Annotated in this window: 20 protein-coding genes; 14 read left to right on the top strand and 6 right to left on the bottom strand. The window is 39.3% G+C overall.

Annotated features, from left to right (window positions below; translation table 11 throughout):
- Positions 1–335: 335 nt before the first annotated feature.
- The 3 genes from MWU56_RS07070 to MWU56_RS07060 all read left to right on the top strand — a co-directional run bounded on the left by MWU56_RS07070 (position 336) and on the right by MWU56_RS07060 (position 2,145).
- Positions 336–791, top strand: a complete 456-nt coding sequence (locus tag MWU56_RS07070) for a COG2426 family protein (RefSeq protein ID WP_247043291.1) — start codon at positions 336–338, stop codon at positions 789–791.
- Positions 792–893: 102 nt separating this feature from the next.
- A complete protein-coding gene (locus MWU56_RS07065) occupies positions 894–1,757 on the top strand; it encodes a DUF808 domain-containing protein (protein ID WP_247043289.1) in 864 nt (287 codons plus the stop codon).
- A gap of 19 nt (positions 1,758–1,776) precedes the next feature.
- Positions 1,777–2,145, top strand: coding sequence for a DUF1801 domain-containing protein (locus MWU56_RS07060; protein ID WP_247043287.1), 369 nt, complete (start codon positions 1,777–1,779; stop codon positions 2,143–2,145).
- 49 nt (positions 2,146–2,194) lie between these two features.
- Here the strand turns inward: MWU56_RS07060 and kdsA are convergent, their stop codons facing one another.
- Complete coding sequence (gene kdsA, locus MWU56_RS07055) at positions 2,195–3,013, bottom strand: 3-deoxy-8-phosphooctulonate synthase (RefSeq protein ID WP_247043285.1); 819 nt, start codon at positions 3,011–3,013, stop codon at positions 2,195–2,197.
- Positions 3,014–3,086: 73 nt separating this feature from the next.
- Here kdsA and MWU56_RS07050 point away from each other — a divergent pair, with 73 nt between their 5' ends.
- From MWU56_RS07050 to MWU56_RS07035, 4 genes are all read left to right on the top strand, one after another.
- On the top strand, positions 3,087–3,680 hold the full coding sequence (locus MWU56_RS07050; RefSeq protein WP_247043283.1) for a hypothetical protein: 594 nt from the start codon (positions 3,087–3,089) through the stop codon (positions 3,678–3,680).
- 51 nt (positions 3,681–3,731) lie between these two features.
- Positions 3,732–4,289 carry a hypothetical protein gene (locus MWU56_RS07045; RefSeq protein ID WP_247043281.1) on the top strand — a complete coding sequence of 186 codons (558 nt, stop codon included), beginning with the start codon at positions 3,732–3,734 and terminating at the stop codon, positions 4,287–4,289.
- Between the two features lie 97 nt (positions 4,290–4,386).
- Positions 4,387–6,186: a translational GTPase TypA gene (gene typA, locus MWU56_RS07040; protein ID WP_247043279.1), complete on the top strand. Its 1,800-nt coding sequence runs from the start codon at positions 4,387–4,389 to the stop codon at positions 6,184–6,186.
- Between the two features lie 89 nt (positions 6,187–6,275).
- Entirely contained in the window at positions 6,276–7,172 is an 897-nt protein-coding gene (locus MWU56_RS07035) for a hypothetical protein (RefSeq protein WP_247043278.1), read from the top strand.
- Between the two features lie 29 nt (positions 7,173–7,201).
- Here MWU56_RS07035 and ppgK read toward each other — a convergent pair whose 3' ends face one another.
- The 4 genes from ppgK to MWU56_RS07015 all read right to left on the bottom strand — a co-directional run bounded on the left by ppgK (position 7,202) and on the right by MWU56_RS07015 (position 10,493).
- A complete protein-coding gene (gene ppgK, locus MWU56_RS07030; RefSeq protein ID WP_247043277.1) occupies positions 7,202–7,960 on the bottom strand; it encodes a polyphosphate--glucose phosphotransferase in 759 nt (252 codons plus the stop codon).
- Between the two features lie 86 nt (positions 7,961–8,046).
- Positions 8,047–8,730, bottom strand: coding sequence for a cell division ATP-binding protein FtsE (locus MWU56_RS07025; protein ID WP_247043276.1), 684 nt, complete (start codon positions 8,728–8,730; stop codon positions 8,047–8,049).
- Positions 8,731–8,807: 77 nt separating this feature from the next.
- Positions 8,808–9,935, bottom strand: a complete 1,128-nt coding sequence (locus tag MWU56_RS07020) for a DUF3137 domain-containing protein (RefSeq protein WP_247043275.1) — start codon at positions 9,933–9,935, stop codon at positions 8,808–8,810.
- 9 nt (positions 9,936–9,944) lie between these two features.
- Positions 9,945–10,493 (bottom strand): LemA family protein, encoded by a 549-nt coding sequence (locus MWU56_RS07015; RefSeq protein ID WP_247043274.1) that lies wholly within the window; start codon positions 10,491–10,493, stop codon positions 9,945–9,947.
- Positions 10,494–10,807: 314 nt separating this feature from the next.
- Here MWU56_RS07015 and MWU56_RS07010 point away from each other — a divergent pair, with 314 nt between their 5' ends.
- From MWU56_RS07010 to MWU56_RS06995, 4 genes are all read left to right on the top strand, one after another.
- Positions 10,808–13,831 (top strand): tetratricopeptide repeat protein, encoded by a 3,024-nt coding sequence (locus tag MWU56_RS07010; protein ID WP_247043273.1) that lies wholly within the window; start codon positions 10,808–10,810, stop codon positions 13,829–13,831.
- Between the two features lie 12 nt (positions 13,832–13,843).
- Complete coding sequence (locus MWU56_RS07005) at positions 13,844–15,598, top strand: TonB-dependent receptor (protein ID WP_247043271.1); 1,755 nt, start codon at positions 13,844–13,846, stop codon at positions 15,596–15,598.
- 101 nt (positions 15,599–15,699) lie between these two features.
- Positions 15,700–16,779 carry an OmpA family protein gene (locus MWU56_RS07000; RefSeq protein ID WP_247043269.1) on the top strand — a complete coding sequence of 360 codons (1,080 nt, stop codon included), beginning with the start codon at positions 15,700–15,702 and terminating at the stop codon, positions 16,777–16,779.
- A gap of 42 nt (positions 16,780–16,821) precedes the next feature.
- Positions 16,822–18,441 carry an amidohydrolase gene (locus MWU56_RS06995; RefSeq protein WP_247043268.1) on the top strand — a complete coding sequence of 540 codons (1,620 nt, stop codon included), beginning with the start codon at positions 16,822–16,824 and terminating at the stop codon, positions 18,439–18,441.
- A gap of 86 nt (positions 18,442–18,527) precedes the next feature.
- Here the strand turns inward: MWU56_RS06995 and MWU56_RS06990 are convergent, their stop codons facing one another.
- On the bottom strand, positions 18,528–19,061 hold the full coding sequence (locus tag MWU56_RS06990) for a DUF2911 domain-containing protein (protein WP_247043266.1): 534 nt from the start codon (positions 19,059–19,061) through the stop codon (positions 18,528–18,530).
- A 238-nt stretch (positions 19,062–19,299) separates the two neighbouring features.
- On the opposite strand from MWU56_RS06990, the gene asnB reads away from it, so the two are divergent.
- The 3 genes from asnB to MWU56_RS06975 all read left to right on the top strand — a co-directional run bounded on the left by asnB (position 19,300) and on the right by MWU56_RS06975 (position 24,251).
- On the top strand, positions 19,300–20,970 hold the full coding sequence (asnB, locus tag MWU56_RS06985) for an asparagine synthase B (RefSeq protein WP_247043265.1): 1,671 nt from the start codon (positions 19,300–19,302) through the stop codon (positions 20,968–20,970).
- A gap of 256 nt (positions 20,971–21,226) precedes the next feature.
- Positions 21,227–23,167, top strand: a complete 1,941-nt coding sequence (gene gyrB / locus MWU56_RS06980; RefSeq protein WP_247043264.1) for a DNA topoisomerase (ATP-hydrolyzing) subunit B — start codon at positions 21,227–21,229, stop codon at positions 23,165–23,167.
- Positions 23,168–23,240: 73 nt separating this feature from the next.
- Entirely contained in the window at positions 23,241–24,251 is a 1,011-nt protein-coding gene (locus tag MWU56_RS06975) for a DUF6588 family protein (protein ID WP_247043262.1), read from the top strand.
- The last annotated feature ends 54 nt before the right edge of the window (positions 24,252–24,305 follow it).

The following is a 24,305-nucleotide window of genomic DNA, read 5'->3' as shown; positions in this document are numbered from 1 at the left end:
AAATAGTAATGATAATCAATTGGAAGTTGGCTACAACTGATGCCTTAGTTTTAAATACCCTTTATTATACCTGAATACTGATTTGAACTGAGAATCAAATGGTTCTGGGTATCCAAATATTAGTGTGACATCTATTTTCTCGCTTTTCACTTTAGTATGGATTTGATTTGATTGTGCTTTTCATCTCAAGACAAACAATTTAAATTGTTTATTCGTTCCAATATTTTCAATGGCATCTACGTTCCTAAAATCACAATTAATATTTATTTAATTGTTAAAAAGGGTAAAGTACATAAAAATCCTCACTAATTTTGTGGGCTTAAAACCACGATGCATTGCACATTGATTTAATTATAGCGGCACTTTGGAGCCTTTCTCCTTTTGGAGAGGCTAAGGTGGGTATTCCCTATGGAATGTACCAAGGTGTGAACGAGTACTTGGTATTTATTGTATGTTTTGGGGCAAACGTATTGGTGTTCCCAATGATGATGTTCTTTTTGGAGTATATCAACCGTCATTTGACCAAATGGAGGTTCTATAAAAAATATGCCGTGTCTATTGGGCAGAGAGCCAAAAAAGGTTCGGGTAAAAAGATTCAGCGCTTTGGATTTTTGGGTATTGTACTGTTTGTTATGATTCCGTTGCCCGGCACCGGGGTTTATGCAGGTAGTATTGCCGCTTATCTTTTTAAAATGAAAAAAAGGAAGGCATTTGCCGCCAATACCCTTGGAATCTTCCTTTCCTCCGTAATAGTTTGGGTCGCTACTTTTATATCCATGGAAGGGGCATAGGTACATTTCTTGTTTTTTTAAATTTTTTCTTAAGGTTGTACAGTTGTATTTATTTATTTTGCTTGCAATTATTTATGTACTACTAACCTAAAAAAGAGTTATATGGCATCTGGTTTTTTTGCAATTTTAGACGATATTTCTGTACTGATGGATGACGTGGCGACCATGAGTAAGGTCGCTACCAAAAAAACAGCAGGGATATTAGGAGACGATTTAGCAGTTAATGCAGAAAAAGCCACTGGCTTCTTGGCCAGTAGGGAGATTCCCGTACTTTGGGCCATAACCAAAGGCTCATTCTTGAACAAATTGATTATTCTCCCCATCGCATTCTTGCTGAGCTCCTATTTACCTATGGCAATTACCATTATTTTGATTGCAGGAGGAGTCTATTTGGCCTACGAAGGTGCAGAGAAGGTGTATGAATATATTTTTCATCGCAATAAAGAAGAACCTAAAGTTGTCGTTGAAGTTGCTGAAGAAGAATTGCCTGAATTGGAAAAGAATAAGATAAAACAAGCCGTAGTCACCGATTTTATCCTTTCCATTGAGATTGTTATCATTGCGTTGAGTACGGTAGTAAACGAACCTTTAGCCACGAGGATTTTAGTGGTTACCGTGGTGTCTCTATTGGCAACAGTAGGTGTTTATGGTATCGTGGCACTTATTGTTAGGATGGATGATTATGGGTATCGACTGATCAATCTAAATGATAGAACAGATAGTTTTTCCGATAAGGTCGGTTTGGTATTGGTAAATGCGCTTCCTAAAATCATCAGAGGACTATCTATTGTTGGAACCATGGCATTGTTATTGGTTTCGGGAGGAATATTTAACCATAATATTGATTTTTTCCATCATTTGTTCCCAGGTCTTCCAAATATGTTGAAAGAATTCCTGCTAGGATTGACGATTGGTTTAGTTGCCGTTCTTTTATTGCATATGGTAAAAAAACTATTCAAACGTTAATGAGGAACAAGTTGATCGTATGAAACCAGCTGAAGATTACATTCTAAACCAAAAAGAACCTTTTAAAAGTATATTGATACAACTTCAGGTATTGGTAGAAACTACTGTTCCCGAGCTTAGGTTGGACTTCAAATATAGGTTGCCATTTTACTACCTAAACGATAAGCCATTTTGTTATTTCAACGCCTCTCATAAAAAAGGGTATGTGGATATGTGCCTGTGGAATTCGGCGCATTTGACAGTCCATTTGGATAAATTGATCACAGATGGGAGGAAAGTAATGAAATCCCTACGCTATTATAGTGTGGAGGATATTAATGGGAAGGTAGTTGTGGAGTTATTACAAGAAGCCGAATCTGTCAACCACAAAGGCTTTTATAAAAATTAGCTTTTAGTAGGAACATGTAGACTTTTTTAATGTTCGAGTTGTAATAATCTTAGAGTGAATTAACCGTCCTTCGGATGGCAGTTAAATCTGTCAATAATTTTTCCAATAAACTGATATCTAACATATTAGCCCCATCGCTTTTTGCGTTTGATGGATCAAAATGGGTTTCCATAAAAAGTCCATCAACACCTGCTGCAATGCCTGCTCGTGCCATGGTACCGATCAGTGCTGGTCTTCCGCCCGTAACCCCAGACGATTGATTGGGTTGTTGTAAGGAGTGGGTAACATCCAACACCACAGGGGCATATTGCTTCATGGTTGGGATACCACGGAAATCCACGATCATATCCTGGTAGCCGAACATGGTACCACGATCGGTGACCCAAACCTGCTCATTTCCAGAATCAGTTACCTTTTTCACGGCATGCTGCATACTTTCAGGACTCATAAACTGTCCTTTTTTCAAGTTCACAACCTTTCCGGTTTTAGCTGCAGCTACGACCAAGTCGGTTTGTCTAACTAAAAAAGCGGGAATTTGTAGTACATCCACATACTCGGCTGCCATGGAGGCGTCAGATATTTCGTGAATATCTGTTACTGTTGGAACGTTGAAGGTCTCCGATACTTTTTTCAAAATTTTCAATGCCTTTTCATCACCAATTCCAGTAAAAGAATCTATACGGCTACGATTTGCCTTTTTAAAACTTCCTTTAAAAACATAAGGGATTTGGAGCTTGTCCGTAATTGCGACCACCTTTTCTGCAATTTTCATGGCCATGTCCTCACCTTCAATGGCACAAGGGCCTGCCAACAAGAAAAAATTGTCGCTATCGGTATGTTTTATCTGAGGAATTTTGGTAATGTCCATTTCTTAAAATTTGCACAAATATAGTATTAAACGTCGGTATCCTTTTTAGATTTATCAAGATAAACCTTTAACCATGAAGTATAGGATTGTTTTGATAGTTCTTTGTTCGCTTCCAATAATCGCTAAAGCCCAATGGCAAGAAAAGGGAGGAACTTTTGATTTAGTCCATCTGGAACGACATCAATTTAAATTAAACTTATTTAGCCCTGGGTTTACGTATGAAATAGGACTTTTTAAGAACCAAAGTGTATCCACCAATCTGGGGTTGGCAACGGCAACCTACGAGGAGGGTTACGTATTTGGTTTAGCATCCAATAATCGATACCGATATTACCATAATTTTGATAGGAGGGAAGATTTGGGAAAGAACACCTCTGGTAATTCGGGCAATTACATTGCAGCTGCACAGGCCATTTTCTTTTCCCAATTGCGAATCTCCACGAATGTTGAGGGGCCAGATGATTTTAACCTTGGTTTTTTTGGGATGGTCTACGGTATTCAGCGTACCTACGAGAAAGGTTTCAATTTTAATCTTGAACTCGGTGCCGGTTATTATAAAGGCGATGGTATTCCCAATGGATATGGTCCATTGCTCAATTTTACTTTTGGGTGGGTGGCCACTAAAAGAAAGAAGAAAGATCCATATCTAGATAAATTAAGACCCTAAACATACTATTTTTGCGAAGTTGAGGTTATAATACTACCAAATTAACCTACAATGCGTCGCTTACTTCTTTTGACATTTTTGTTTACAGGATTTTTTATGAATGCTCAATATGGTAAAAATTGCGAAATCCGCCAGTTTAAACTCAACGCCTTCAATCCGGGAATCGAATATGAAATGGCTTTGGGCGTAAACAGCACTCTGGATATTCGTGTGGCTTATCAAGCAGCTTTGGAGCCTGCCAGTTCACAACCTTTGGAAGATTTTGATTTCTTCCCAGCCATAACGGTACAAAACCGATATTACCACAACTTAAATTCTAGAGAAAGACGAAGAAGATCCATTTATGGAAACTCTGGGAATTATATAGCTCCGACCGCAGCCATTTTTTCGCCTGGCGACAGGGTTGTCGAGGGACGCTTGGTCGATGGTATCCATGGTTACGGTGGATTGGTATACGGGATTCAACGTAGTTATGATTCCGGCTTTAGCTTTTCAATAGATGCAGGTGCCGGATATTATGTTGGTCCTTTTAAAGGCAATATTCAACCAGTGGTAAACCTAAGTATTGGTTGGATAATCAGTGAAAAGCGTTGGTGTGTTGGTCTGTAGATATGGAACTTGCAGTAAATCAATAAGATAAAAATAACATTTAGGTGCACCAACAAGAAAAAAATAGCAGTATCTTTGCGGCCTTAAAATTTAGGTTATGTCCAAAATTAAAAATATCGCAATCATTGCGCACGTAGACCACGGTAAGACTACTTTGGTTGATAAAATTATGTACCATTGCCAGTTGTTCCGTGAGAATGAGAACAAAGGCGACCTTATATTGGACAACAATGACCTGGAACGGGAACGGGGGATTACAATTGTTTCCAAAAACGTTTCTGTTGTTTACAAAGACACTAAAATCAATATTATAGATACTCCTGGTCACGCCGATTTTGGCGGAGAAGTGGAGCGTGTTCTAAACATGGCCGATGGGGTTTTATTATTGGTCGATGCTTTTGAAGGGCCAATGCCACAAACTCGTTTTGTACTGCAAAAGGCCATTGATCTTGGTTTAAAACCTTGTGTGGTAATAAATAAAGTAGATAAAGAGAACTGTACGCCAGAAGAGGTTCACGAAAAAGTTTTCGATTTAATGTTTGAATTGGGTGCAGAAGAATGGCAACTCGATTTCCCAACGGTTTATGGTTCCGCCAAGAATAACTGGATGGGAGAGGATTGGAAAGAGCCTACAGAAAATATTGAGCCATTACTGGATATGGTTATTGAGCATGTACCGGAATTTAAACCACAAGAAGGCACCACTCAAATGTTGATTACTTCATTGGACTTTTCTTCCTTTACAGGTAGAATCGCTATTGGACGATTGCAAAGAGGAAAGCTTCGTGAAGGACAGCAAGTTTCTTTGGTGAAAAGAGATGGTTCCATCGTTAAAACTAGAATCAAAGAGCTTTATACTTTTGAGGGTCTTGGACGTTTAAGAGTGGAAGAAGTTGTTGCAGGAGACATTTGTGCTATAGTTGGTATGGAAGGTTTTGAGATCGGTGATACCGTTGCCGATATTGAAAACCCAGAAAAATTAAAGACGATTGCCATTGATGAACCAACTATGAGCATGCTCTTCACCATTAACGATAGTCCGTTTTTTGGTAAAGATGGAAAATATGTTACTTCCAGGCATATAAAGGAACGTTTGGAAAAGGAATTGGAAAAAAACTTGGCTCTTCGTGTACAGGAAACCGATAGTGCTGATAAGTTTTTAGTTTACGGTCGTGGTGTTTTGCACCTTTCTGTACTGATTGAAACCATGAGAAGGGAAGGTTATGAACTTCAAATAGGTCAGCCACAAGTAATCATTAGAGAGATTGACGGTGTTAAATGCGAACCTGTTGAACAATTGACCATTGATTTGCCTGAAGAAGTATCCGGTAAAGCCGTGGAAATGGTATCCATTAGAAAAGGTGAGATGACCAGCATGGAAGCCAGAGGTTCCCGAATGGTGTGTGAATTCATAATCCCGTCAAGAGGAATTATAGGACTTAGAAATCAATTACTGACCGCTACAGCGGGTGAGGCCATTATGGCACATAGATTTCTAGAGTACCAACCTTTGAAAGGAGATATCGCCCAAAGATTGAATGGTTCATTGGTTTCCATGGAGAATGGAACGGCGATTCCATATTCCATTGATAAACTTCAGGATAGAGGTAAGTTTTTTATAGATCCGGGAGAGGATATTTATGAAGGGCAGGTAATTGGTGAGAATTCCCGTAGTGATGATATGACGGTGAATGTAACCAAAACAAAAAAATTGTCCAATGTTCGTTCTTCAGGAGCTGATGAGAAAGCTAAAATTGTACCGGCAATTAAGTTTTCATTAGAAGAAGCTTTAGAATACATTCAAAAAGATGAGTATGTGGAAGTTACTCCTAATCATCTTAGAATAAGGAAAATATATCTAAAAGAAGTAGATAGAAAAAGAAATAAAATAACTTAAAAGAAGCCCCATTGTAAAATGGGGCTTCTTTTTTGAAAGGTATTTTCACTTTCTCGACTATATTTAATTAAACCCTAATCCATCAAGCCATGAACAAGTCTTTTTTGATATTAGTTACGGCAATATTGATAATCTCATGTAAAGAACAGAAAAAGGAAAATGCCGAAGTGGAAGCCACGCAAGCAACTTCCGAAGAAGTTGAAAATACAATTTCAATTCCTGATGCATGGGTTGATAATCGGGTAAAAAAAGCTGAGGAACGCTTGACCCAAACAGAAGCAGGCAAAGTTGTGTGGGCATCCATGGAAGCACATGGAGGCTTGGATACTTGGTACAAAAATGGGTCTTTGGGCATGCGTTTCAACTATTCACCATTGGATGGTAAAGGGTCAAGGGATAGTTATGAAGTAGTAGATCCATGGAATAACAGGGTTGTACATACAAGTATGGAAGATTCAGAGGCCAAGTTTGGCTTTACTGGTGAAGAAACTTGGTTAAAGGCAAAGGATTCCACTGCATTTAATTATGATGTAAAATTTTGGGCCTTGACACCATTGTACCTTATGGGACATCCATTTGTAGAAGATGGAGAAGGAGTAAATCTTGAATTGCTTCCAGAAACGACCTATAAGGGAAAAAAGAACAAATTAGTGAAAGTTACATATGACCCGGGGACAGGTGATGCTCCAGATGATTATTACATCCTGCATTTTGACGCCGACACCTATTTACTAACAGCAACCCGGTACATAGTTTCTTATCCCGAATATTTTAAAGAAGGTGGGCACAACCCAGAAAAGTTTATGGAAGTGGGGGAATTGGTAAATGTGGATGGTATATTGTTGCCTAGTGAATTAAAAACACATTGGACGGTTGATGGAAAGCCAGGTGAGTACGTAACCAAAATTGAAATCACCGATTTAGAGTTTAAATCTGATTTGCCAACAGATTTCTTCGATATACCAGAGGGGGCAAAGAAATTATAATATCAAACAGCAAGTTTCGATAGAAATAATTAATGCAATTGACCGTGGTGCTGTTCTCGCAAGCATGCTACGGCTGCTCCAATAATACCGGCATGGTTCATGAGTTCGGCTTTAACGACCTTAGTTTCAATATCGATGTTGTGACTGAATTCACCCCATTTTTTTGAAGTTCCACCACCTACAATAATAAGGTCTGGGGAAACAATGAGCTCAACGTATTTTAAAAATTTATTAAAACGTTTGCTCCATTTTTCAAAGCTCAGCTCTTCTCTTTCTTTTGCAGAAGCAGCGGCCCATGTTTCTATTTTCTTATATTTTTTATATGGGATTTGGCCCAATTCAAAATTCGGGATCAACACGCCATTAAAAAATGCTCCGCTTCCAAGGCCGGTTCCAATGGTTACCATAATTACAAGTCCGTTTTCTCCTTTTCCAATGCCATAGTTCATTGAAGCATATCCGGCGGCGTCAGCATCGTTGAGTACTGTAAATTCATGTCCTGTATGTTTGGTGAACAGTTCATCAATATTTACCCCCACCCAACTTTTGTGTAAATTCCCGGGAGACATGCATACTCCATTTTTTACTATGGATGGAAATCCACAACCAACAGGGCCTTTATAATCAAAGTGTTCGACAATCTTGGCCACTACCTTGGCCATGTCTTTTGGTTTTTTTGATTTTGGGGTGGGAATTCGGAAACGTTCTGTTTGCATTTCCCCTGTTTCGGCGTTTACGAGAGCACCTTTAATGCCCGATCCGCCTATATCAATACCAAGAATATCCATAAATTGGAAGCGAAATTAGTTTGAACAAAGTAACAAAAACTTTTAGTGATCAAAGAATATATTGGAAATCAATATGCTATATGTGCTTATATCGCTTTTTGAATTACTTCAAAAACTTTACTGCCATCACATTTAAGTGTTTTGTGTGGATATTTCAAGATCAGTGCGTAATCGTGGGTGGCCATAATTATCGTCCGTCCATTTTGGTTAATATCTTGTAACACCTTCATAACTTCTACACTTGTCTGTGGGTCCAGGTTTCCAGTAGGTTCGTCGGCAAGGATGAGTTCAGGGTCATTGAGCAGCGCACGTGCAATGGCAATACGTTGTTGTTCTCCTCCAGATAGTTCGTGTGGAAATTTAAAACCTTTGGTCTTCATGCCCACTTTATCCAAGACCTCTTCGATTTTGTCGTCCATTTTTTTTAGATCGGTCCAGCCGGTTGCTTTAAGAACGAATCTAAGATTATTATTGATGTTTCTATCAGACAGAAGTTTGAAATCCTGAAAAACAATGCCCAGTTTTCTACGTAAAAACGGGATGTCCTTCTCTTTCAAAGTTTTTAGATCAAAACCCACGACCTCTCCAGTACCTTGTTTTAAGGGAAGGTCGGCATACAAGGTCTTCATATAACTACTTTTTCCACTACCGGTCTTTCCAATCACATAAACAAATTCACCTTTGTTAACTTCTAGATTTATATCGTTCAAAACGAGGTTTTCGTTCTGAAATATAGCTACGTCTTGCAACTTTACAATGGTCTCGGGCATAATATCACTATAATGGTTACACAAAAGTATTTGAAAATATGGTACACTGTATTAAAATGCACGCTTATTCCTAAAATTTAGCCCTTTTTGGTAATGGATTCCGATTTCCAAATTCTTGTGTTGAGGTTTAAATCCTCCACAATGTCAATGGCTGCACAAATATCCTCGTAGACTTTTTTGAACACGTTGGATGTCAATAAGTTTTCTTTCTTGTTTAAACATAAAAAGCCATGAGGCTGTCGAATCCCTAAATACATTTTTTTATTATTAAAGGATAACATAATGGGTTTGTTCATTGTTCTTTTTAAAAGAGTAATTCTTTTCATTAAGGAAGTAGATAATATATACCGAGCCTCCACTTGGTCTGTACTGTACACTACAAAATCACTTTCAAATTCAGTGTCTTCAAGGTGCACCAATTGACCTCTGGTGAAGTTTAAAGATTGAAAGTTTTTGGCCAAATAACCAACCCTTTTTTCCATTAAATCTGGTAATATTACGGTATGTCCGTTAAAATTTTTATTAAAATCCACCACGGCAAACATACCTACAAAATTACTCCCCAAATTTGCGATGGAATGATGTTTGGAGAACCAAGGCCTTATATAGTTGTAGGCCATATATAAATGGGGAAATAATGGAATATACATTAAAAAAGAACTTTGAATCCCTTGGTTGACAATGCTTACATCCCCTAAAGATATTGAGGTGTCGCCCACTTTACCTTTAAGAGTACCGTAATGAAGGTTGTAGGCACTCTGTTTATTCTGCTTTTTTCCGACTTGGAAATAGCTTGGAAGCAATTTGCTGTCCTCAATCTGCTGAGAGGAAATTTGTTTGAATGGCTGAAATTTGAATTCGGGTATCATTTTGTCCAAGGCAACTTTCATTATTTTTCTTTCCTGGACCTTGAACTTGTTTTTATAAGAATAGAAACCGATATAAAAAATGAAAAAAGGCAGCCAATAAAAAACAAGTGCGAATTGAATGAAACCATAATACCCTCCTTGCATCGTTTTTGCAGTCCACCTACTGAAAACAGAATTACTTACATAGGTGATTAACGGCAAAAATAAGACCCCCAAAATCAAAGCCATAACCATTATAGAAAAGGTTTTTTGAAAGAAAATCTGTTTTTTTCTAAGGTGTTCCGCTTTTACTAAAAGTGGATAGAGTTCATCTTGTATTTTTTGGAAATTGATCATTGAATTTCATTATTTAAAGGAGATTTTTGGCACGCTCTTTTCTTCCTCTTTTATTGTAAACAGTGCTCTTTGTGAATATCCCATTATACTGCCCATTATGTTGGAAGGGAACATTTCGATGGCATTATTGAAGGAATTCACCGCAGCGTTGTATGCCCTTCTTGCCGCAGATAGTTGTTCCTCGACTTCATTAAGGCTTGATTGGAGCAAAAGAAAGTTTTGGTTGGCCTTTAAGTCCGGGTATGCCTCGGCTCGTACCTGTAATTTTCCCAACATCATTCCCAATTGGGTTTCCAATTGGAAGCGTTCTTCGGGTTTGGTATTCTTTTCTAATAATTTCTCCCTGAGTTGGGTGAGTTCGGTCAAGGTTTCCCGCTCATGTTGGATCGAACCTGTTACGGTGTTAACAAGTTGGGGAACTAGATCAGTTCTTTTTTTTAGCATTACATCGATACTGCTGTATGCTTCTTCGGCCTTGTTTTTTTTACTGATCAAGTTGTTGTACAGGAATACGCAGAACAGTAGGGTAAGGGCAATAACAATGATAAAATATATCATCTCAACATTAATTAAATTAGACAATGGGACAAACCAGGGGATGTCCTTTTTTAAATTCTAAAGCCTAAAAAAGGCCTTTGTATGTTGAGGTTTAAAAGTGATTCTAAAGCGTCTAGGGAATAAAATTTCTTTTCTTTCGCTAATTTAGAATCTTGATTGCCGATGAGGTTTTTCGGCAGTTGGGTTAAAATTACCATTTCCTGCCAATAAATCAAGTGCAGGGTCGTAAATTTAGGCAAATGACAATTTTTAATATACTTTGGCCTTAATTTTGACGTTATGACTAAAGTCAATCGAGAACAGCGTAGAACACTATGAATCGAAAAAGCCTCCTTTCTATTCCCATTTTAATGGGAACTTTTTTTGTGCTTTCCGCACAAGAAACTAAAATATACACCCACGAAAACAAAGATTATCAAGACGCATTGGCGCTCTATAACAATGAGCAATATCAGGCGGCACAGAACATCTTTGAGGCTGTAAAGTCGACTACCAAAGATGGTGAAACCGAAGCCAATAGTGTGTATTATGCTGCCAATGCAGCCATTAGGTTGAATCAACGAGGAGCGGACAAGTTGATGGAAGACTTTGTGGAAAGGTATCCAACATCCACGAAGAGAAATTCAGCTTTTTTGGATGTGGCCGATTATTATTTTGAAACAGGAAAATACCCCTACGCTTTAAAATGGTACAAAAAGGTAGATGAAAATTCGATGCCCTATTCTGAGCGCGATCGTTTTAATTTTAATAACGGATACGCTCTGTATGCATCCAACCGTCCGCAGGAAGCCGAACGTTATTTGAATAAAGTCACCACTTCTCAAAAATATGGTTCGCAAGCCAAATATTATTTGGGTTACATAGCTTACGAGCAAGACGATTATAATTCTGCAAGTGCCCGTTTTGACCAGATTCAAGATCCTGAATTACTGGATGAAAAATTGACCTATTATCAGGCAGACCTCAATTTTAAATTGGGAAAGTTTGAAGAAGCCATTGCATTGGCAAAAAAACAGTTGCCAAAAAGCAGTCGTCAAGAAGTTTCGGAACTCAACAAGATCATTGGAGAGAGTTATTTCAACTTGGAACAATATGCAGAGGCGATTCCTTATTTAGAGGAATACAAGGGCAAGCGCGGTAAATGGAACAATACCGATTACTATTTATTGGGGTACAGCCATTATAAGTTGGGTGACTACGACAAAGCCATTCAGCAATTCAATAAAATTATTGGTGGAAGCAATGCGGTTTCCCAGAATGCCTACTATCACTTAGCCGAATGCTATTTAAAGTTGGATAAAAAACCGGAGGCATTGAATGCCTTTCGCAATGCTTCGCAGATGGAATTTAGTCCAGAGATTCAAAAAGATGCTTGGTTGAACTATGCCCGTTTGAGCTACGAGATCGGGAATGCCTATGAGCCCGTACCTCAGGTTTTGACCACCTATTTGGAAACTTATCCAAAAGATGAACATCAAAAGGAAATCCAAGAACTATTGGTAGACTCTTATATTACTTCAAGAAATTTTGAAGGTGCGATGCAGCTTTTGGAGGAGAACAAAAACTATGCAAGCAAGGAAACCTATCAAAAAGTAGCCTACTATCGAGGTATTGAACTTTTTATAGATGGCGATTATGAAGGTGCTTGGGAAAGATTGGATAAATCCCTGAAAAGTGCGGAAAATTCAAATTTTGAAGCTAGGGCATTATATTGGAAAGCAGAATCATCTTATAGATTGAACCGTTTTGAGGAAGCGTTAGTGGATTTTGTTCGTTTTCAAAATTCAACAGTGGCAAATACATTAGCTGAATATGGTCAATTGGACTACAATTTGGGATATACCTATTTTAAGCTGAAGGATTATAACAATGCCATTGCGTATTTTCAAAATGTGGTGAATTCCAATACTATTGATGAGCAACAAAAAAATGACGGTTACTTAAGGTTGGGCGATAGCTACTTTGTGAACAGTAGGTATCAATTGGCAAGAAATGCCTATGATGCCTCATCAAAGATGAATGGGCCAGAACGTGATTATGCTGCTTTCCAGAAAACACTGTCTGATGGATTTTTAGGCAATAATTCTGCAAAGATTGATGGTTTGAACGAATTTTTGACCCGATATCCAACTTCATCATTACGTGATGATGCTTTGTTTGAATTAGGGAACTCCTATATCAATAATAACCAAGAGAGTTTGGGTTTAAGGACTTACGATAGAATTGTTGATGAATACTCCAGTAGTAAGTTTGCCCCGCGCGGACTACTTCGGTCTGGTCTGGTGTATTATAATTCCAGCCGTAACGAGCAAGCCTTGAGCAAACTAAAAGAAGTAGTTCAAAAATATCCGAACACCCAAGAGGCCAAGCAAGCGGTCGCCACTGCTAAGTTGGTTTATGTGGACGAAGGCCGTGTGAGCGAATATGCAGCTTGGGCCAGAAATTTGGATTTTGTTGAAGTGACCGATACTGAACTGGACAATGCTAGTTTCGAATCTGCCGAAAGAAAGCAAATTGAAGGTAAAACAGCAATTGCCATGCGGGGGTACGAAGATTATCTGAAAGAATTTCCGAATGGACTGCATGCGGAAAGTGCCAATTTTGCCCTGGCGCAACTCTATTTTGCCAATGGAGAAAAAGATAAGGCCTTACCTAAATACAGGGCGGTTGCCGATGTCGGAAACGGGGAATATACCGAACAGGCCCTGACCCGTGTCTGTGAAATTTATGTGGAGAATCAAGATTTCGATAGTGCCATACCTTATTTAAAAAGGTTGGAGGACACCGCGGATATTTCGGAGAACCAAACCTTTGCACAATCCAATTTGATGAAAGGCTACTATGAAAGAAAAGAGTATTCACAGACCATAGCTTATGCGGAAAAAGTATTGAAAGCTCCTAAAATTGATGACCGGATTAAAAGTGATGCACAAATTATGATTGCTCGGTCCGCCATAGCCACTAACAATGAGGTTTTGGCAAAAACAGCCTATCAAGATGTGAGAAAGATTGCCTCTGGGGAGCTTGCGGCCGAAGCTTGGTATTACGATGCTTTTTATAAAAATAAAGAAGAGGCTTTTGAAGCATCCAACGAATCCGTTCAAAAATTGGCCAAGGATTATGCGGCCTATAAAGAATGGGCAGGGAAAGGCTTGGTCATCATGGCCAAGAATTTTTACAATTTGGGGGATGCTTTTCAGGCTACCTATATTTTGGAAAGTGTTATCTCCAATTTCTCGGAATTTGAGGAAATCGTTTCGAATGCAGAAAGTGAGCTGGCCACCATAAAAGCCAAAGAAGCTGAGAGCAATTCATCCGTAGACCCCAACGAAAACTAAACGAGACACAGCATGCAGAAGAGAACTTATTATATATTTTCATTACTTTTTTTGAGCCTTTGTGGTATGGTTATCGCCCAAGAAGAAGATAACATTGGTACAGAAACGGTGACGGTGGTAAAACCGTATTCCCCTACCGTTTCGGATGCCTTTAAAATTAAATCCTCACCGAGCTTAAACGATTCCATTGTACTTCAAAAAAAGAAAATCAATTACAGTATATTTTCTGTTCCCGTAGCTTCAACATTTACCCCGGCAAAGGGCAAGGCTTCGGGAGTTGAAAAAACACCGCCACCCACCTTGTACAATTCATATGCATCGGTTGGGTTGGGGAATTATAACAATGCTTTGGTTGATTTTTATACGAGCAGGGAATTTAATAGAGGAGAAGATTTGCTGGATTTCGGCCTAACACATAATTCTTCCCGTGGCGATTTGGATTCCACACCGTTGGAAACAGACTTTTATAATACCAAGTTAAAAGCATCCTATGCCAAAAAAGACCGCTATATGGATTGGGGCGCAGACATTGGTTTACAGCATCAACTATACAATTGGTATGGGATACAGAGCGATATGTTTACTGAAGAACAAATCAATGCCATGGATGAGCAGCAAAATTATTTCAATGCGGAGGCCAAAGCACATTTCAATATGGAGGATTCCTATTTTAAGAGTAGTAGTGTTTTGTTGAGACGCTTTTGGGATGCAACAAAATCTGCTGAGAACCGGGCGGTGATCAACCCAACTTTTGAACTGCCTGTTACCGAAGAATTGATAACGATATCCGCTAAGGTTGATTATGTCGGCGGTAATTTTAAAAATGGAACAATTACAGCATTGGAAAACGATGGAGATAAAAATTATAGCAACCTGCAAGCTGGAGTAACACCCAGTCTTTTGATTTTACGGGACGACCTAACCTTGAACTTGGGCGCCAATATTGTTTATGGACTTGATATGGAAAACAGCGAGAACAACTTTTATATTTATCCAGCTGTAACCGCATCGTACCGTGTTATGGATGAAAATGTGATTGCCTATGGAGGAATAGAAGGTGATTTGAAACAAAATTCCTATCATGATTTTGTAGGTGAGAACCCATACGTTTCGCCAACATTGGATATTGTTCCGACGGACCAGCAATATGAAGGGTATTTAGGTTTAAAAGGACAGTTGACGTCCAATGTGGGTTATAATTTTAAAGGGTCCTATATGGCGGAAAACCGTAAGCCCTTGTTCTACCAAAACATTTCCAATACTACAAGAACTGATGAAAAGAGTTATTATTACGGCAATTCCTTTCAGGTTTTTTATGATGATGTAAAGACATTGGGTGTGTTTGGTGAAATCAATGTGGATGTCAACCGTAACTTTTCGTTGGGTGTGAACGCGGAATTTTATGATTACGATACCGAAACGGATAATCCGGCATGGAACCTGCCATCCATTAAAGGGTCTTTGTTTATGGATTACCAAATAACGGATCAATGGTATATGGGAGCAAACCTATTTTATGTTGGTGAAAGAGATGCGTTGACATCTGTTGCTGTGACAAGCAGTGTGCCACCGACAATTTCATATGCCCCTATAACTCTAGATGCTTTTTTTGACGCCAACGCACATGTGGGGTACAGGTTTAATGAACAACTCTCTATTTTTGTGAAAGCTTCCAATATAGCCAACAACAACTACCAACGTTGGGCTAATTTTAGAGTGCAAGGTTTCCAAGCGTTAGCAGGTGTTTCCTATAAATTTGACTTCTAGTTTGTAGGATAATACGCAATAAAATAGCAAATATACCGTTCATTACTTTCTGTCAATCTGCTGATTTCACGTAGGTTGACCTTCCAAATTAATTGGAAATCATGAGAGTAAGATTTCAATACATATTGCTTTTGCTAGCTGTTTCATCTTCTTTCGGCCAGAACTTGGTAAAGAATGGGGGATTTGAAGATTTTGTTACATGTCCGGTTAAAATGAGTAATTTAAACAAAGATGCTGAGCATTGGAGCGCTCCAACATTGGGTACAACCGATTATTTTAACGAGTGCAGCCGAACTAAATTAGGAGTCCCCATGAATTTTAAAGGCAAGCAAGAACCTTATGAAGGTGCAGCCTATGCAGGACTTTACCTATATGCGCCTCAAAACTATCGTGAATATATTCAGGTGCCATTAAAAGAAACATTGGAAAAAGGAAGTCGATATCGATTGACCTTATTTTTAAGTCTTTCCGAAAAATCGGACGGTGCAGTAATGGATATGGGAACTGTCTTTTCGGAAAAACCACTTTCTGTACATACCAAAAGAACATTGTCCCAGCGAGAGTTAATGGCGGTTTCAACTCGAACCACACCTATTAAACAGTTTCCGGTTTCAGGATATTACCAGGATAAACAAAATTGGATGGAACTGAGTTTTGATATGGTGGCCAAAGGTTTTGAACAACACCTTATTTTAGGTAATTTTAAAAGTAATGTGGGTACTAACTATTTGAGTGTTAAAACGACCAAAAAGGGGGAAGGGTATGCTTATTATTATTTGGACGATATTTCATTGACCTATCTGGGGCCAGAATATAAAACCAATGAAATTTATGTGTTGGACCATGTGAATTTTAATTTTGATCGGTTCGATTTACAACCCAAAGCGGAGCAAAGTCTTCGCGATGTGTATGAATATTTAAAACAAAATCCAGATTTGAAAGTTGCTATTAGTGGGCATACAGATGATTTGGGTTCCAATGAGTACAACGATCTGCTTTCTCGTGAAAGAGCTGGTGTCGTAACACAATATTTGATTGATTTGGGGTTGGATAAACAAAGAATTACTTCCAAAGGTCTTGGGGACAGTAGACCGTTGGATACCACTCTAACGGATGAAGCCCGAAGAAAGAATCGTAGGGTTGAATTTGTAATGACGAAGTTTGAGGATGAAAATCCATAAACATGTCAATGCTTTTTCTATTTTTGATGTAAACCATTAAAAATGAAAACCTTTCTTTTAATTGCTACCGCCCTTCTAGTTTGTTCTTGCCAAACTAAAGAAGAGGTGGATTTTATTGTCACCAATGCCAACATCTATACCGTGGACGATGATTTTTCAAAAGCGTCCAGCCTAGCCATCAAAGATGGAAAATTTGTTGCTGTTGGTGATTCCGAGGAAATTTCCAAAAAATATAGTGCCGAAGAACAATTGGATGCTGGGGGCAAGACCATTGTGCCGGGCCTTATAGATGCCCATTGTCATTTTTATGGGTTGGGACAAAATCAACAAGTTGTGGATTTGGTCGGCACGGAAAGTTTTGAAGAAATATTGGAAAGAGTGGCCACCTTTCAAAAGGAACGCCCATCAGAGTTTATTTTGGGCCGTGGATGGGATCAGAATGATTGGGAAGTCAAGGAATTCCCTACCAAGGACAAATTGGATGAACTTTTTCCAGATACTCCCGTTGCCTTGGTGCGTATTGATGGCCATGCGTTACTTGTCAACCAAAAAGCATTGGATTTGGCAGACATTACTATCGATACGGAAACAGAAGGAGGTGAAATCGTAAAGGAAAATGGTGAGCTTACCGGTGTTCTGGTGGACAATCCTATGGATTTGGTTTACCGGGTAATGCCACCAGGTAGTTTGGAACAGGCAATACAGGCGCTTAAAGATGCGGAGAAGATTTCTTTGGATTACGGATTGACCACCGTAAACGATGCCGGTTTGTCCAGGGAAGTAATCGAATTGATTGATAGCCTGCAACAAGTTGGGGAGTTATCCATTAGGGTGTATGCCATGGTGTCCAGTTATCCCGAGAACTTGGATTACTTTTTGAACAAGGGAATCATTAAAACGGAAGGATTGAACGTTCGTTCCGTAAAAGTATATGGAGACGGGGCTTTGGGTTCAAGAGGAGCGGCTTTGAGGGCCCCCTACTCAGATAAGCCAGACCATTTTGGGGCGATGGTGACCCCGGTGGACCAGATTGAGGCCCTAGCGGAACGAATTGCAGCGTCAGACTATCAAATGAACACTCATGCCATAGGGGATTCTGCCAATATTGTAGTGCTCCGTGCCTACGAAAAAGTCTTGGAAGGTAAAACAGACCCTAGATGGAAGGTAGAACATGCGCAGATAATTTCACAATCCGATTTTGATTATTTTGAAAATGGTATTATCCCATCCATTCAGCCTACCCACGCCACAAGCGATATGTACTGGGCAGAGGATAGATTGGGTGAAGAACGTGTTAAAGGCGCTTATGCATATAAAGATTTGTTGGACAAAGCTGGAATGGTGGCTTTGGGTACAGACTTCCCAGTAGAACAAGTGAATCCATTTTTGACGTTCTATGCTGCTGTGGCCCGTCAAGATGTGGAACAATATCCCGAAGGAGGTTTTCAAATGGAAAATGCCCTGAGCAGGGAGGAAACCTTGAAGGGGATGACGATATGGGCGGCCTATTCCAATTTTGAAGAAGATGAAAAAGGAAGTATTGAGCCTGGTAAATTTGCGGATTTTGTGATTTTGAGCGATGATATTATGACCATGCCCGTTGAAGATATCCCCAATCTATCGGCAGAGCATGTTTTCTTGGGGGGTGTACAGAAAAAATAATGAAGATTTGCAGCTCTGCATTTTGGTAAAACAAAAAATAAAAAAAGCCCCAATTAGGGGCTTTCATTCTATAAAAAGTGATTTTTTTAATAGCTGATAGGTAAGGTTACTCTTGTAGTTCCCCAACCCAAAACCATGTTTCCATCGTCATCAAACGCAATGGAAAATGCTTCCAATGCTTCACTATCCGTAGAAACAGTGGCAGTAGCGCGTACCATATCTCCGTTGCTATCGTAGGAGTAAGCTCCCCATTGGTGTAAGTTACTATTCATAATTACTGTCCATTCGTTTTCACTAGGAATCGTGAAAAGCGAGTAGGAGCCAGCTTTGATGGTTTTGCCACCAATCTTTGCATCCTTGTAAAATGTAATTTCTGTAGTCTCGTTAGCTCCAGTTCTCCATACTTTGCCAGCTGGGGCAAGTTCAGCCAAGCTACGTCCCTTAAGCTGCGGACGGCTATAGATTACACGTGCCGCCTTGTCGGTTTCTTTTGAGCTTGCAGGGTAGTAAGCGATGTCCGCAGGACTCTTATCTAGTCCATTAAACTTTTGCGCCGTTGCTTCTGTGCTAAAAACCAAGCTGGTGGCAAACACTAAAAGTAATAATGTTAATTTTTTCATGATTGTGATTTAAGTTCTTTAAAGATAATTTAATAAAATGTTGTTCAAATATACAGACGAGAAAATTAAGCAACCTTACAATGCATTCGAATTAAAGATTAAAACAGATAAAATACTTACATATATTGGTTATATGTAAAATAATTGTTTGTAAATGTTATTAAAAACACATTTATACTTTTGTATTATAATCTTTATACGGACTTTTGTTTTGAAATTGTTATTAAATCTGTTTTTTATGTGTGGTATTGTTTGCGCATTTGATGTGAAAGAAAGTACAGAGGTACTTAGGCCCCAATTGTTGGAGATGTCGAAAAAAGTAAGACATCGCGGGCCAGATTGGAGTGGAATTTACTCTGACGATAAAGCCATTTTAGCTCACGAGAGATTGGCCATTGTTGATCCAGCTTCTGGAAAGCAGCCCTTGTTAAGCGCTGATGGTAAATTGGTTTTAGCTGCCAATGGTGAAATCTACAATCATCAGGAGTTAAGAAAACAATTTAATGGCACATATGATTTCCAAACACAATCCGACTGCGAGGTTATTTTGGCTCTATATCAAGAGAAAGGACCTGATTTTGTTGACGAAATGAATGGAATTTTCGGTTTTGCCATTTACGATTCGGAGAAAGATGAATATTTCATCGCCCGAGACCATATGGGAATTATTCCATTGTACATAGGCTGGGATAAAAATGGAACTTTTTACGTAGCTTCTGAATTGAAAGCACTTGAGGGTACCTGTTCCAAAATTCAACTTTTTCCTCCAGGACACTATATGCACAGTTCTGATGGTGAGTTCGTACAATGGTACAAACGTGATTGGATGGAATACGATGCGGTAAAGGATAATGAAACAAGTATAGAAAAAATTAAAGATGCATTGGAAGCTGCAGTACATCGTCAGCTAATGTCAGATGTGCCCTATGGCGTTCTACTTTCTGGCGGGTTGGATTCTTCAGTGACATCTGCAATAGCTAAAAAATATTCTCAAAAACGAATTGAGTCCGGAGATACCACGGATGCTTGGTGGCCACAATTGCACTCTTTTTCTGTTGGGCTGGAAGGCTCTCCCGATTTGATCGCTGCGCAAAAGGTTGCAGACCACATCGGTACAGTGCATCATGAGATACAATTTACCATCCAAGAAGGTTTGGATGCCATCAAAGATGTTATCTATAACTTGGAAACCTACGATATTACCACTATCAGGGCCTCTACGCCTATGTATCTTATGGCGAGAGTTATAAAATCCATGGGAATCAAGATGGTACTTTCCGGTGAAGGGGCAGATGAGCTTTTTGGTGGCTACCTATATTTTCATAAAGCGCCAAGTCCAAAAGAATTTCATGAGGAGACCGTAAGGAAACTGGATAAACTTCATATGTACGATTGCCTAAGAGCCAATAAGTCTTTGGCTGCATGGGGTATTGAAGGTAGGGTTCCTTTCTTGGATAAGGAGTTTATGGATGTGGCAATGAGCATTAACCCAAAAGATAAGATGATCAATGGGGAGCGTATGGAAAAATGGGTGGTGCGTAAAGCCTTTGAAGATTATTTGCCAGAAAGTGTGGTTTGGAGACAGAAAGAACAATTTTCCGATGGAGTGGGCTATAGCTGGATAGATACCTTGAAATCTATGGTGGAAGAAGAAGTTAGTGATGAGCAATTGGAAAATGCCCACTTTAAGTTTCCGATTCAGACACCAACATCGAAAGAAGAATATTATTACCGTTCAATTTTTGAAAGCCATTTCCCGTCAGATGCAGCGGCATTGTGTGTTCCTCAGGAGCCATCGGTAGCTTGTAGTACCAAGATTGCCTTGGAATGGGATGAAGCGTTTAAGAATATGAACGACCCATCTGGTAGGGCTGTGGCTAAGGTTCATACCGATGCATATATGAAATAACCCCCGATTTAACCAACCAAACGATATGAAGCAGTAAATTTTTAATGTTTCATTTTTTAATTAGTCCGAAAAGCCCCTTATCCAAGGGGCTTTTTAATTCTTTAATACCGTGTTAAGGGGGACTTTAAATAACATGCTGTTTTCCACAGGATTTGTTGATAACTTAAGCTCTTGGATAGGCTCTTTGGGGCTGTTTCCATGGGGTATTGATTATATTTGTAGGATTTGAATATTTGAGACAAACACTTAAAAATATATGAGCGAAGAAGCTAACAAGAAACAATACTCCGCGGATAGTATCCAGGCCCTCGAAGGGATGGAGCACGTGCGTATGAGACCTTCCATGTATATTGGAGATGTAGGGGTCAGAGGATTGCACCATTTGGTGTACGAAGTAGTGGACAACTCCATTGATGAGGCCATGGCCGGCCATTGTGATCGTATAGATGTGGTCATCAATGAAGATAACTCAATTACCACCCAGGACAACGGTAGGGGTATTCCTGTGGACCTTCATAAGAAAGAAGGAGTTTCTGCTTTGGAGGTTGTTATGACCAAGATTGGGGCAGGAGGTAAGTTCGATAAGGATTCCTATAAGGTTTCAGGTGGACTGCACGGAGTAGGTGTATCTTGTGTGAATGCTTTGTCATCCCATTTAAAAGCTACCGTTTATAGAGATGGGAAAATTTGGGAGCAGGAATATGAAAGAGGTAAAAGCCTTTACCCAGTTAAAAGCGTAGGTGAAAGTGATGAAAGGGGAACCATAGTAACCTTTGTTCCGGATACTACCATTTTTACCCAAACAATCGAATATAGTTACGAAACCCTTTCCAATAGAATGCGTGAGCTTTCCTATTTGAACAAGGGGATTACCATAACTCTTACGGATAAGCGAAACAAGGACGAAAAAGGAGAATTTATTTCCGAAACATTTCATTCAAAAGAAGGTCTAAAGGAATTTATCAAATTCTTGGACGGTACCCGTGAACCTTTGATTCAGAATGTAATATCCATGGAGGGGGAAAAGAACGGTATACCTGTTGAGGTGGCGATGGTCTACAATACAGGGTATACTGAAAACCTTCATTCTTATGTGAACAATATTAACACGCATGAGGGAGGTACTCATCTTTCTGGCTTTAGAAGAGGATTAACTTCTACCTTGAAGAAATATGCCGATAATTCGGGCATGTTGGACAAGTTGAAATTCGAAATATCAGGAGATGATTTTCGTGAGGGATTAACAGCCATAGTTTCCGTAAAAGTTGCAGAACCTCAATTTGAGGGTCAGACCAAGACCAAATTAGGAAACAGAGAGGTGACTAGTGCAGTGAGCCAGTCCGTATCTGAAATGCTTACCAATTATTTGGAGGAAAATCCGGATGATGCTAAGCAAATTGTGGAAAAAGTAAAACTTGCCGCACAGGCAAGGCATGCTGCTGCAAAGGCCCGTGAAATGGTTCAGCGTAAAAACCCAATGAGCGTAGGTGGGCTGCCCGGCAAACTTTCCGATTGTTCCGAACAAGATCCTACAAAATGTGAGGTTTTCTTGGTAGAGGGAGATTCTGCAGGGGGAACGGCCAAACAGGGAAGGGATAGGAACTTCCAAGCCATTCTTCCGTTGAGAGGTAAAATTCTTAATGTTGAGAAGGCCATGCAGCATAAGGTTTTTGAAAACGAAGAAATCAAGAATATTTACACCGCTTTAGGTGTTACCATAGGTACCGAGGAAGATAGCAAGGCCTTGAACCTCGATAAATTGCGTTACCATAAAGTAGTCATCATGTGTGATGCGGATGTTGATGGTAGCCATATCGAAACATTGATCCTGACTTTTTTCTTCCGTTATATGAGAGAATTGATAGAAGGAGGACACGTTTATATTGCAACGCCACCATTGTATTTAGTGAAAAAAGGTGCTAAAAAGCGATATGCATGGAACGATAAGGAACGGGATGCTATTATGAGTGAGATGAATGGAGGGGTAAGCATACAGCGTTATAAAGGTCTTGGGGAGATGAATGCAGAGCAACTTTGGGATACCACTATGAATCCTGAGTTTAGAACATTGCGACAAGTTACCATAGACAATGCAACCGAATCAGACCGTATATTCTCTATGTTAATGGGGGACGAGGTACCTCCAAGACGTGAATTTATAGAGAAAAATGCCGTCTATGCGAATATAGATGTATAGATATAGCGCATTTCACAACAAAAACTCGTCCCACAAGGGCGAGTTTTTTAGTTTTGGGCAAAACTTCAATATTATGAAAAAAGTAATTTTAGGTTTCGCTCTGGTTTTTGTGACCGTGGGAAAAGCCCAAGACCTGAACGATATCTTGGTGTCGGGTGTAGAAGATGCCGAACAATTTGCAAATTCTTACTTGTCGCCTGTTTCCGAGGGTATAATCTATAGTATGTCCAATGGATGGTACAATACGGCAGACGCCAAACCCTTGGGTGGATTTGAAATTTCCATTATCGGAAATATGACCGGGTTTAAAAACAAAGAGGATAAAAAAGCATTCTTACTTGATCCTGCAGATTATAAAAACTTGGATTTTGTGAACAATCCAGGTCAGGCAAGAAATGTAGCCACAGCCTTAGGTGATATTGAAGGAGTGAATGTATTTGTTGAGGATGAAAGTGGTTTGTTTCGTGAAGAATTTGAACTCCCAACCGGTTTATCTGCCGAAAACCTGAACTTTATACCATCTGGTTACATTCAGGCGAGTGTAGGATTGATCAAGGGATTGGAAGTAAAAGCTCGATTTTTACCTAAGATTAAATTTGATGACGACGCTAAAATCCAACTTTTTGGAGCAGGACTACAATATGATTTCACAAAGATGTTGCCTGCCGATAAGTTATTGCCAGTTGCGATTTCGGCGGTAATTGGGTATACCAATTTGAACGGTGATTATGATTTCACGGAATCATCTACTATTGATGGTAGTGATCAACGTATAGAAGCATCTTTCAAAACATGGAACTTTAGTGCGGTGGTATCCACAAAAAATATTCCTATTATTAACTTTTATGGAGGTGTTGGGTACATCACAGGTAAATCCAATATAGATATGCTCGGTACCTACGAAGCCAACGGACCATTCTTTTCGGAGACAGTGGTAGATCCGTTCTCCGTTTCAAAAAATGCAAGTGGGGTTTCCGCTAATTTGGGTACAAAATTGAAATTGGGCTTCTTTAGGCTTAATGCAGAATATAATATTTCAGAATTCAGTACTTTCACTTTTGGTGTTAACTTTGGATTTAGGTAGAAAAAGAATCAAGCTATCCAACCAATAATAAAGAAGGCCCCGTTTCCGGGGCCT

This window comes from Allomuricauda sp. F6463D, from assembly GCF_023015965.1.
Lineage (GTDB): Bacteria > Bacteroidota > Bacteroidia > Flavobacteriales > Flavobacteriaceae > Flagellimonas.
This window is presented reverse-complemented; position numbering and strand designations above follow the sequence as displayed.

What these genes read in the sequence shown, in the direction of transcription:
- MWU56_RS07015 (WP_247043274.1), bottom strand. Translation starts at nt 10,493, where the DNA reads ATGATATATTTTATCATTGTTATTGCCCTTACCCTACTGTTCTGCGTA.
- MWU56_RS07065 (WP_247043289.1), top strand. Translation starts at nt 894, where the DNA reads ATGGCATCTGGTTTTTTTGCAATTTTAGACGATATTTCTGTACTGATG.
- typA (WP_247043279.1), top strand. Translation starts at nt 4,387, where the DNA reads ATGTCCAAAATTAAAAATATCGCAATCATTGCGCACGTAGACCACGGT.
- MWU56_RS07005 (WP_247043271.1), top strand. Translation starts at nt 13,844, where the DNA reads ATGCAGAAGAGAACTTATTATATATTTTCATTACTTTTTTTGAGCCTT.
- MWU56_RS07045 (WP_247043281.1), top strand. Translation starts at nt 3,732, where the DNA reads ATGCGTCGCTTACTTCTTTTGACATTTTTGTTTACAGGATTTTTTATG.
- MWU56_RS07000 (WP_247043269.1), top strand. Translation starts at nt 15,700, where the DNA reads ATGAGAGTAAGATTTCAATACATATTGCTTTTGCTAGCTGTTTCATCT.
- MWU56_RS07020 (WP_247043275.1), bottom strand. Translation starts at nt 9,935, where the DNA reads ATGATCAATTTCCAAAAAATACAAGATGAACTCTATCCACTTTTAGTA.
- MWU56_RS07025 (WP_247043276.1), bottom strand. Translation starts at nt 8,730, where the DNA reads ATGCCCGAGACCATTGTAAAGTTGCAAGACGTAGCTATATTTCAGAAC.
- MWU56_RS06995 (WP_247043268.1), top strand. Translation starts at nt 16,822, where the DNA reads ATGAAAACCTTTCTTTTAATTGCTACCGCCCTTCTAGTTTGTTCTTGC.
- MWU56_RS07010 (WP_247043273.1), top strand. Translation starts at nt 10,808, where the DNA reads ATGAATCGAAAAAGCCTCCTTTCTATTCCCATTTTAATGGGAACTTTT.
- MWU56_RS07035 (WP_247043278.1), top strand. Translation starts at nt 6,276, where the DNA reads ATGAACAAGTCTTTTTTGATATTAGTTACGGCAATATTGATAATCTCA.
- asnB (WP_247043265.1), top strand. Translation starts at nt 19,300, where the DNA reads ATGTGTGGTATTGTTTGCGCATTTGATGTGAAAGAAAGTACAGAGGTA.
- kdsA (WP_247043285.1), bottom strand. Translation starts at nt 3,013, where the DNA reads ATGGACATTACCAAAATTCCTCAGATAAAACATACCGATAGCGACAAT.
- ppgK (WP_247043277.1), bottom strand. Translation starts at nt 7,960, where the DNA reads ATGGATATTCTTGGTATTGATATAGGCGGATCGGGCATTAAAGGTGCT.
- MWU56_RS07050 (WP_247043283.1), top strand. Translation starts at nt 3,087, where the DNA reads ATGAAGTATAGGATTGTTTTGATAGTTCTTTGTTCGCTTCCAATAATC.
- MWU56_RS06975 (WP_247043262.1), top strand. Translation starts at nt 23,241, where the DNA reads ATGAAAAAAGTAATTTTAGGTTTCGCTCTGGTTTTTGTGACCGTGGGA.
- MWU56_RS06990 (WP_247043266.1), bottom strand. Translation starts at nt 19,061, where the DNA reads ATGAAAAAATTAACATTATTACTTTTAGTGTTTGCCACCAGCTTGGTT.
- gyrB (WP_247043264.1), top strand. Translation starts at nt 21,227, where the DNA reads ATGAGCGAAGAAGCTAACAAGAAACAATACTCCGCGGATAGTATCCAG.
- MWU56_RS07060 (WP_247043287.1), top strand. Translation starts at nt 1,777, where the DNA reads ATGAAACCAGCTGAAGATTACATTCTAAACCAAAAAGAACCTTTTAAA.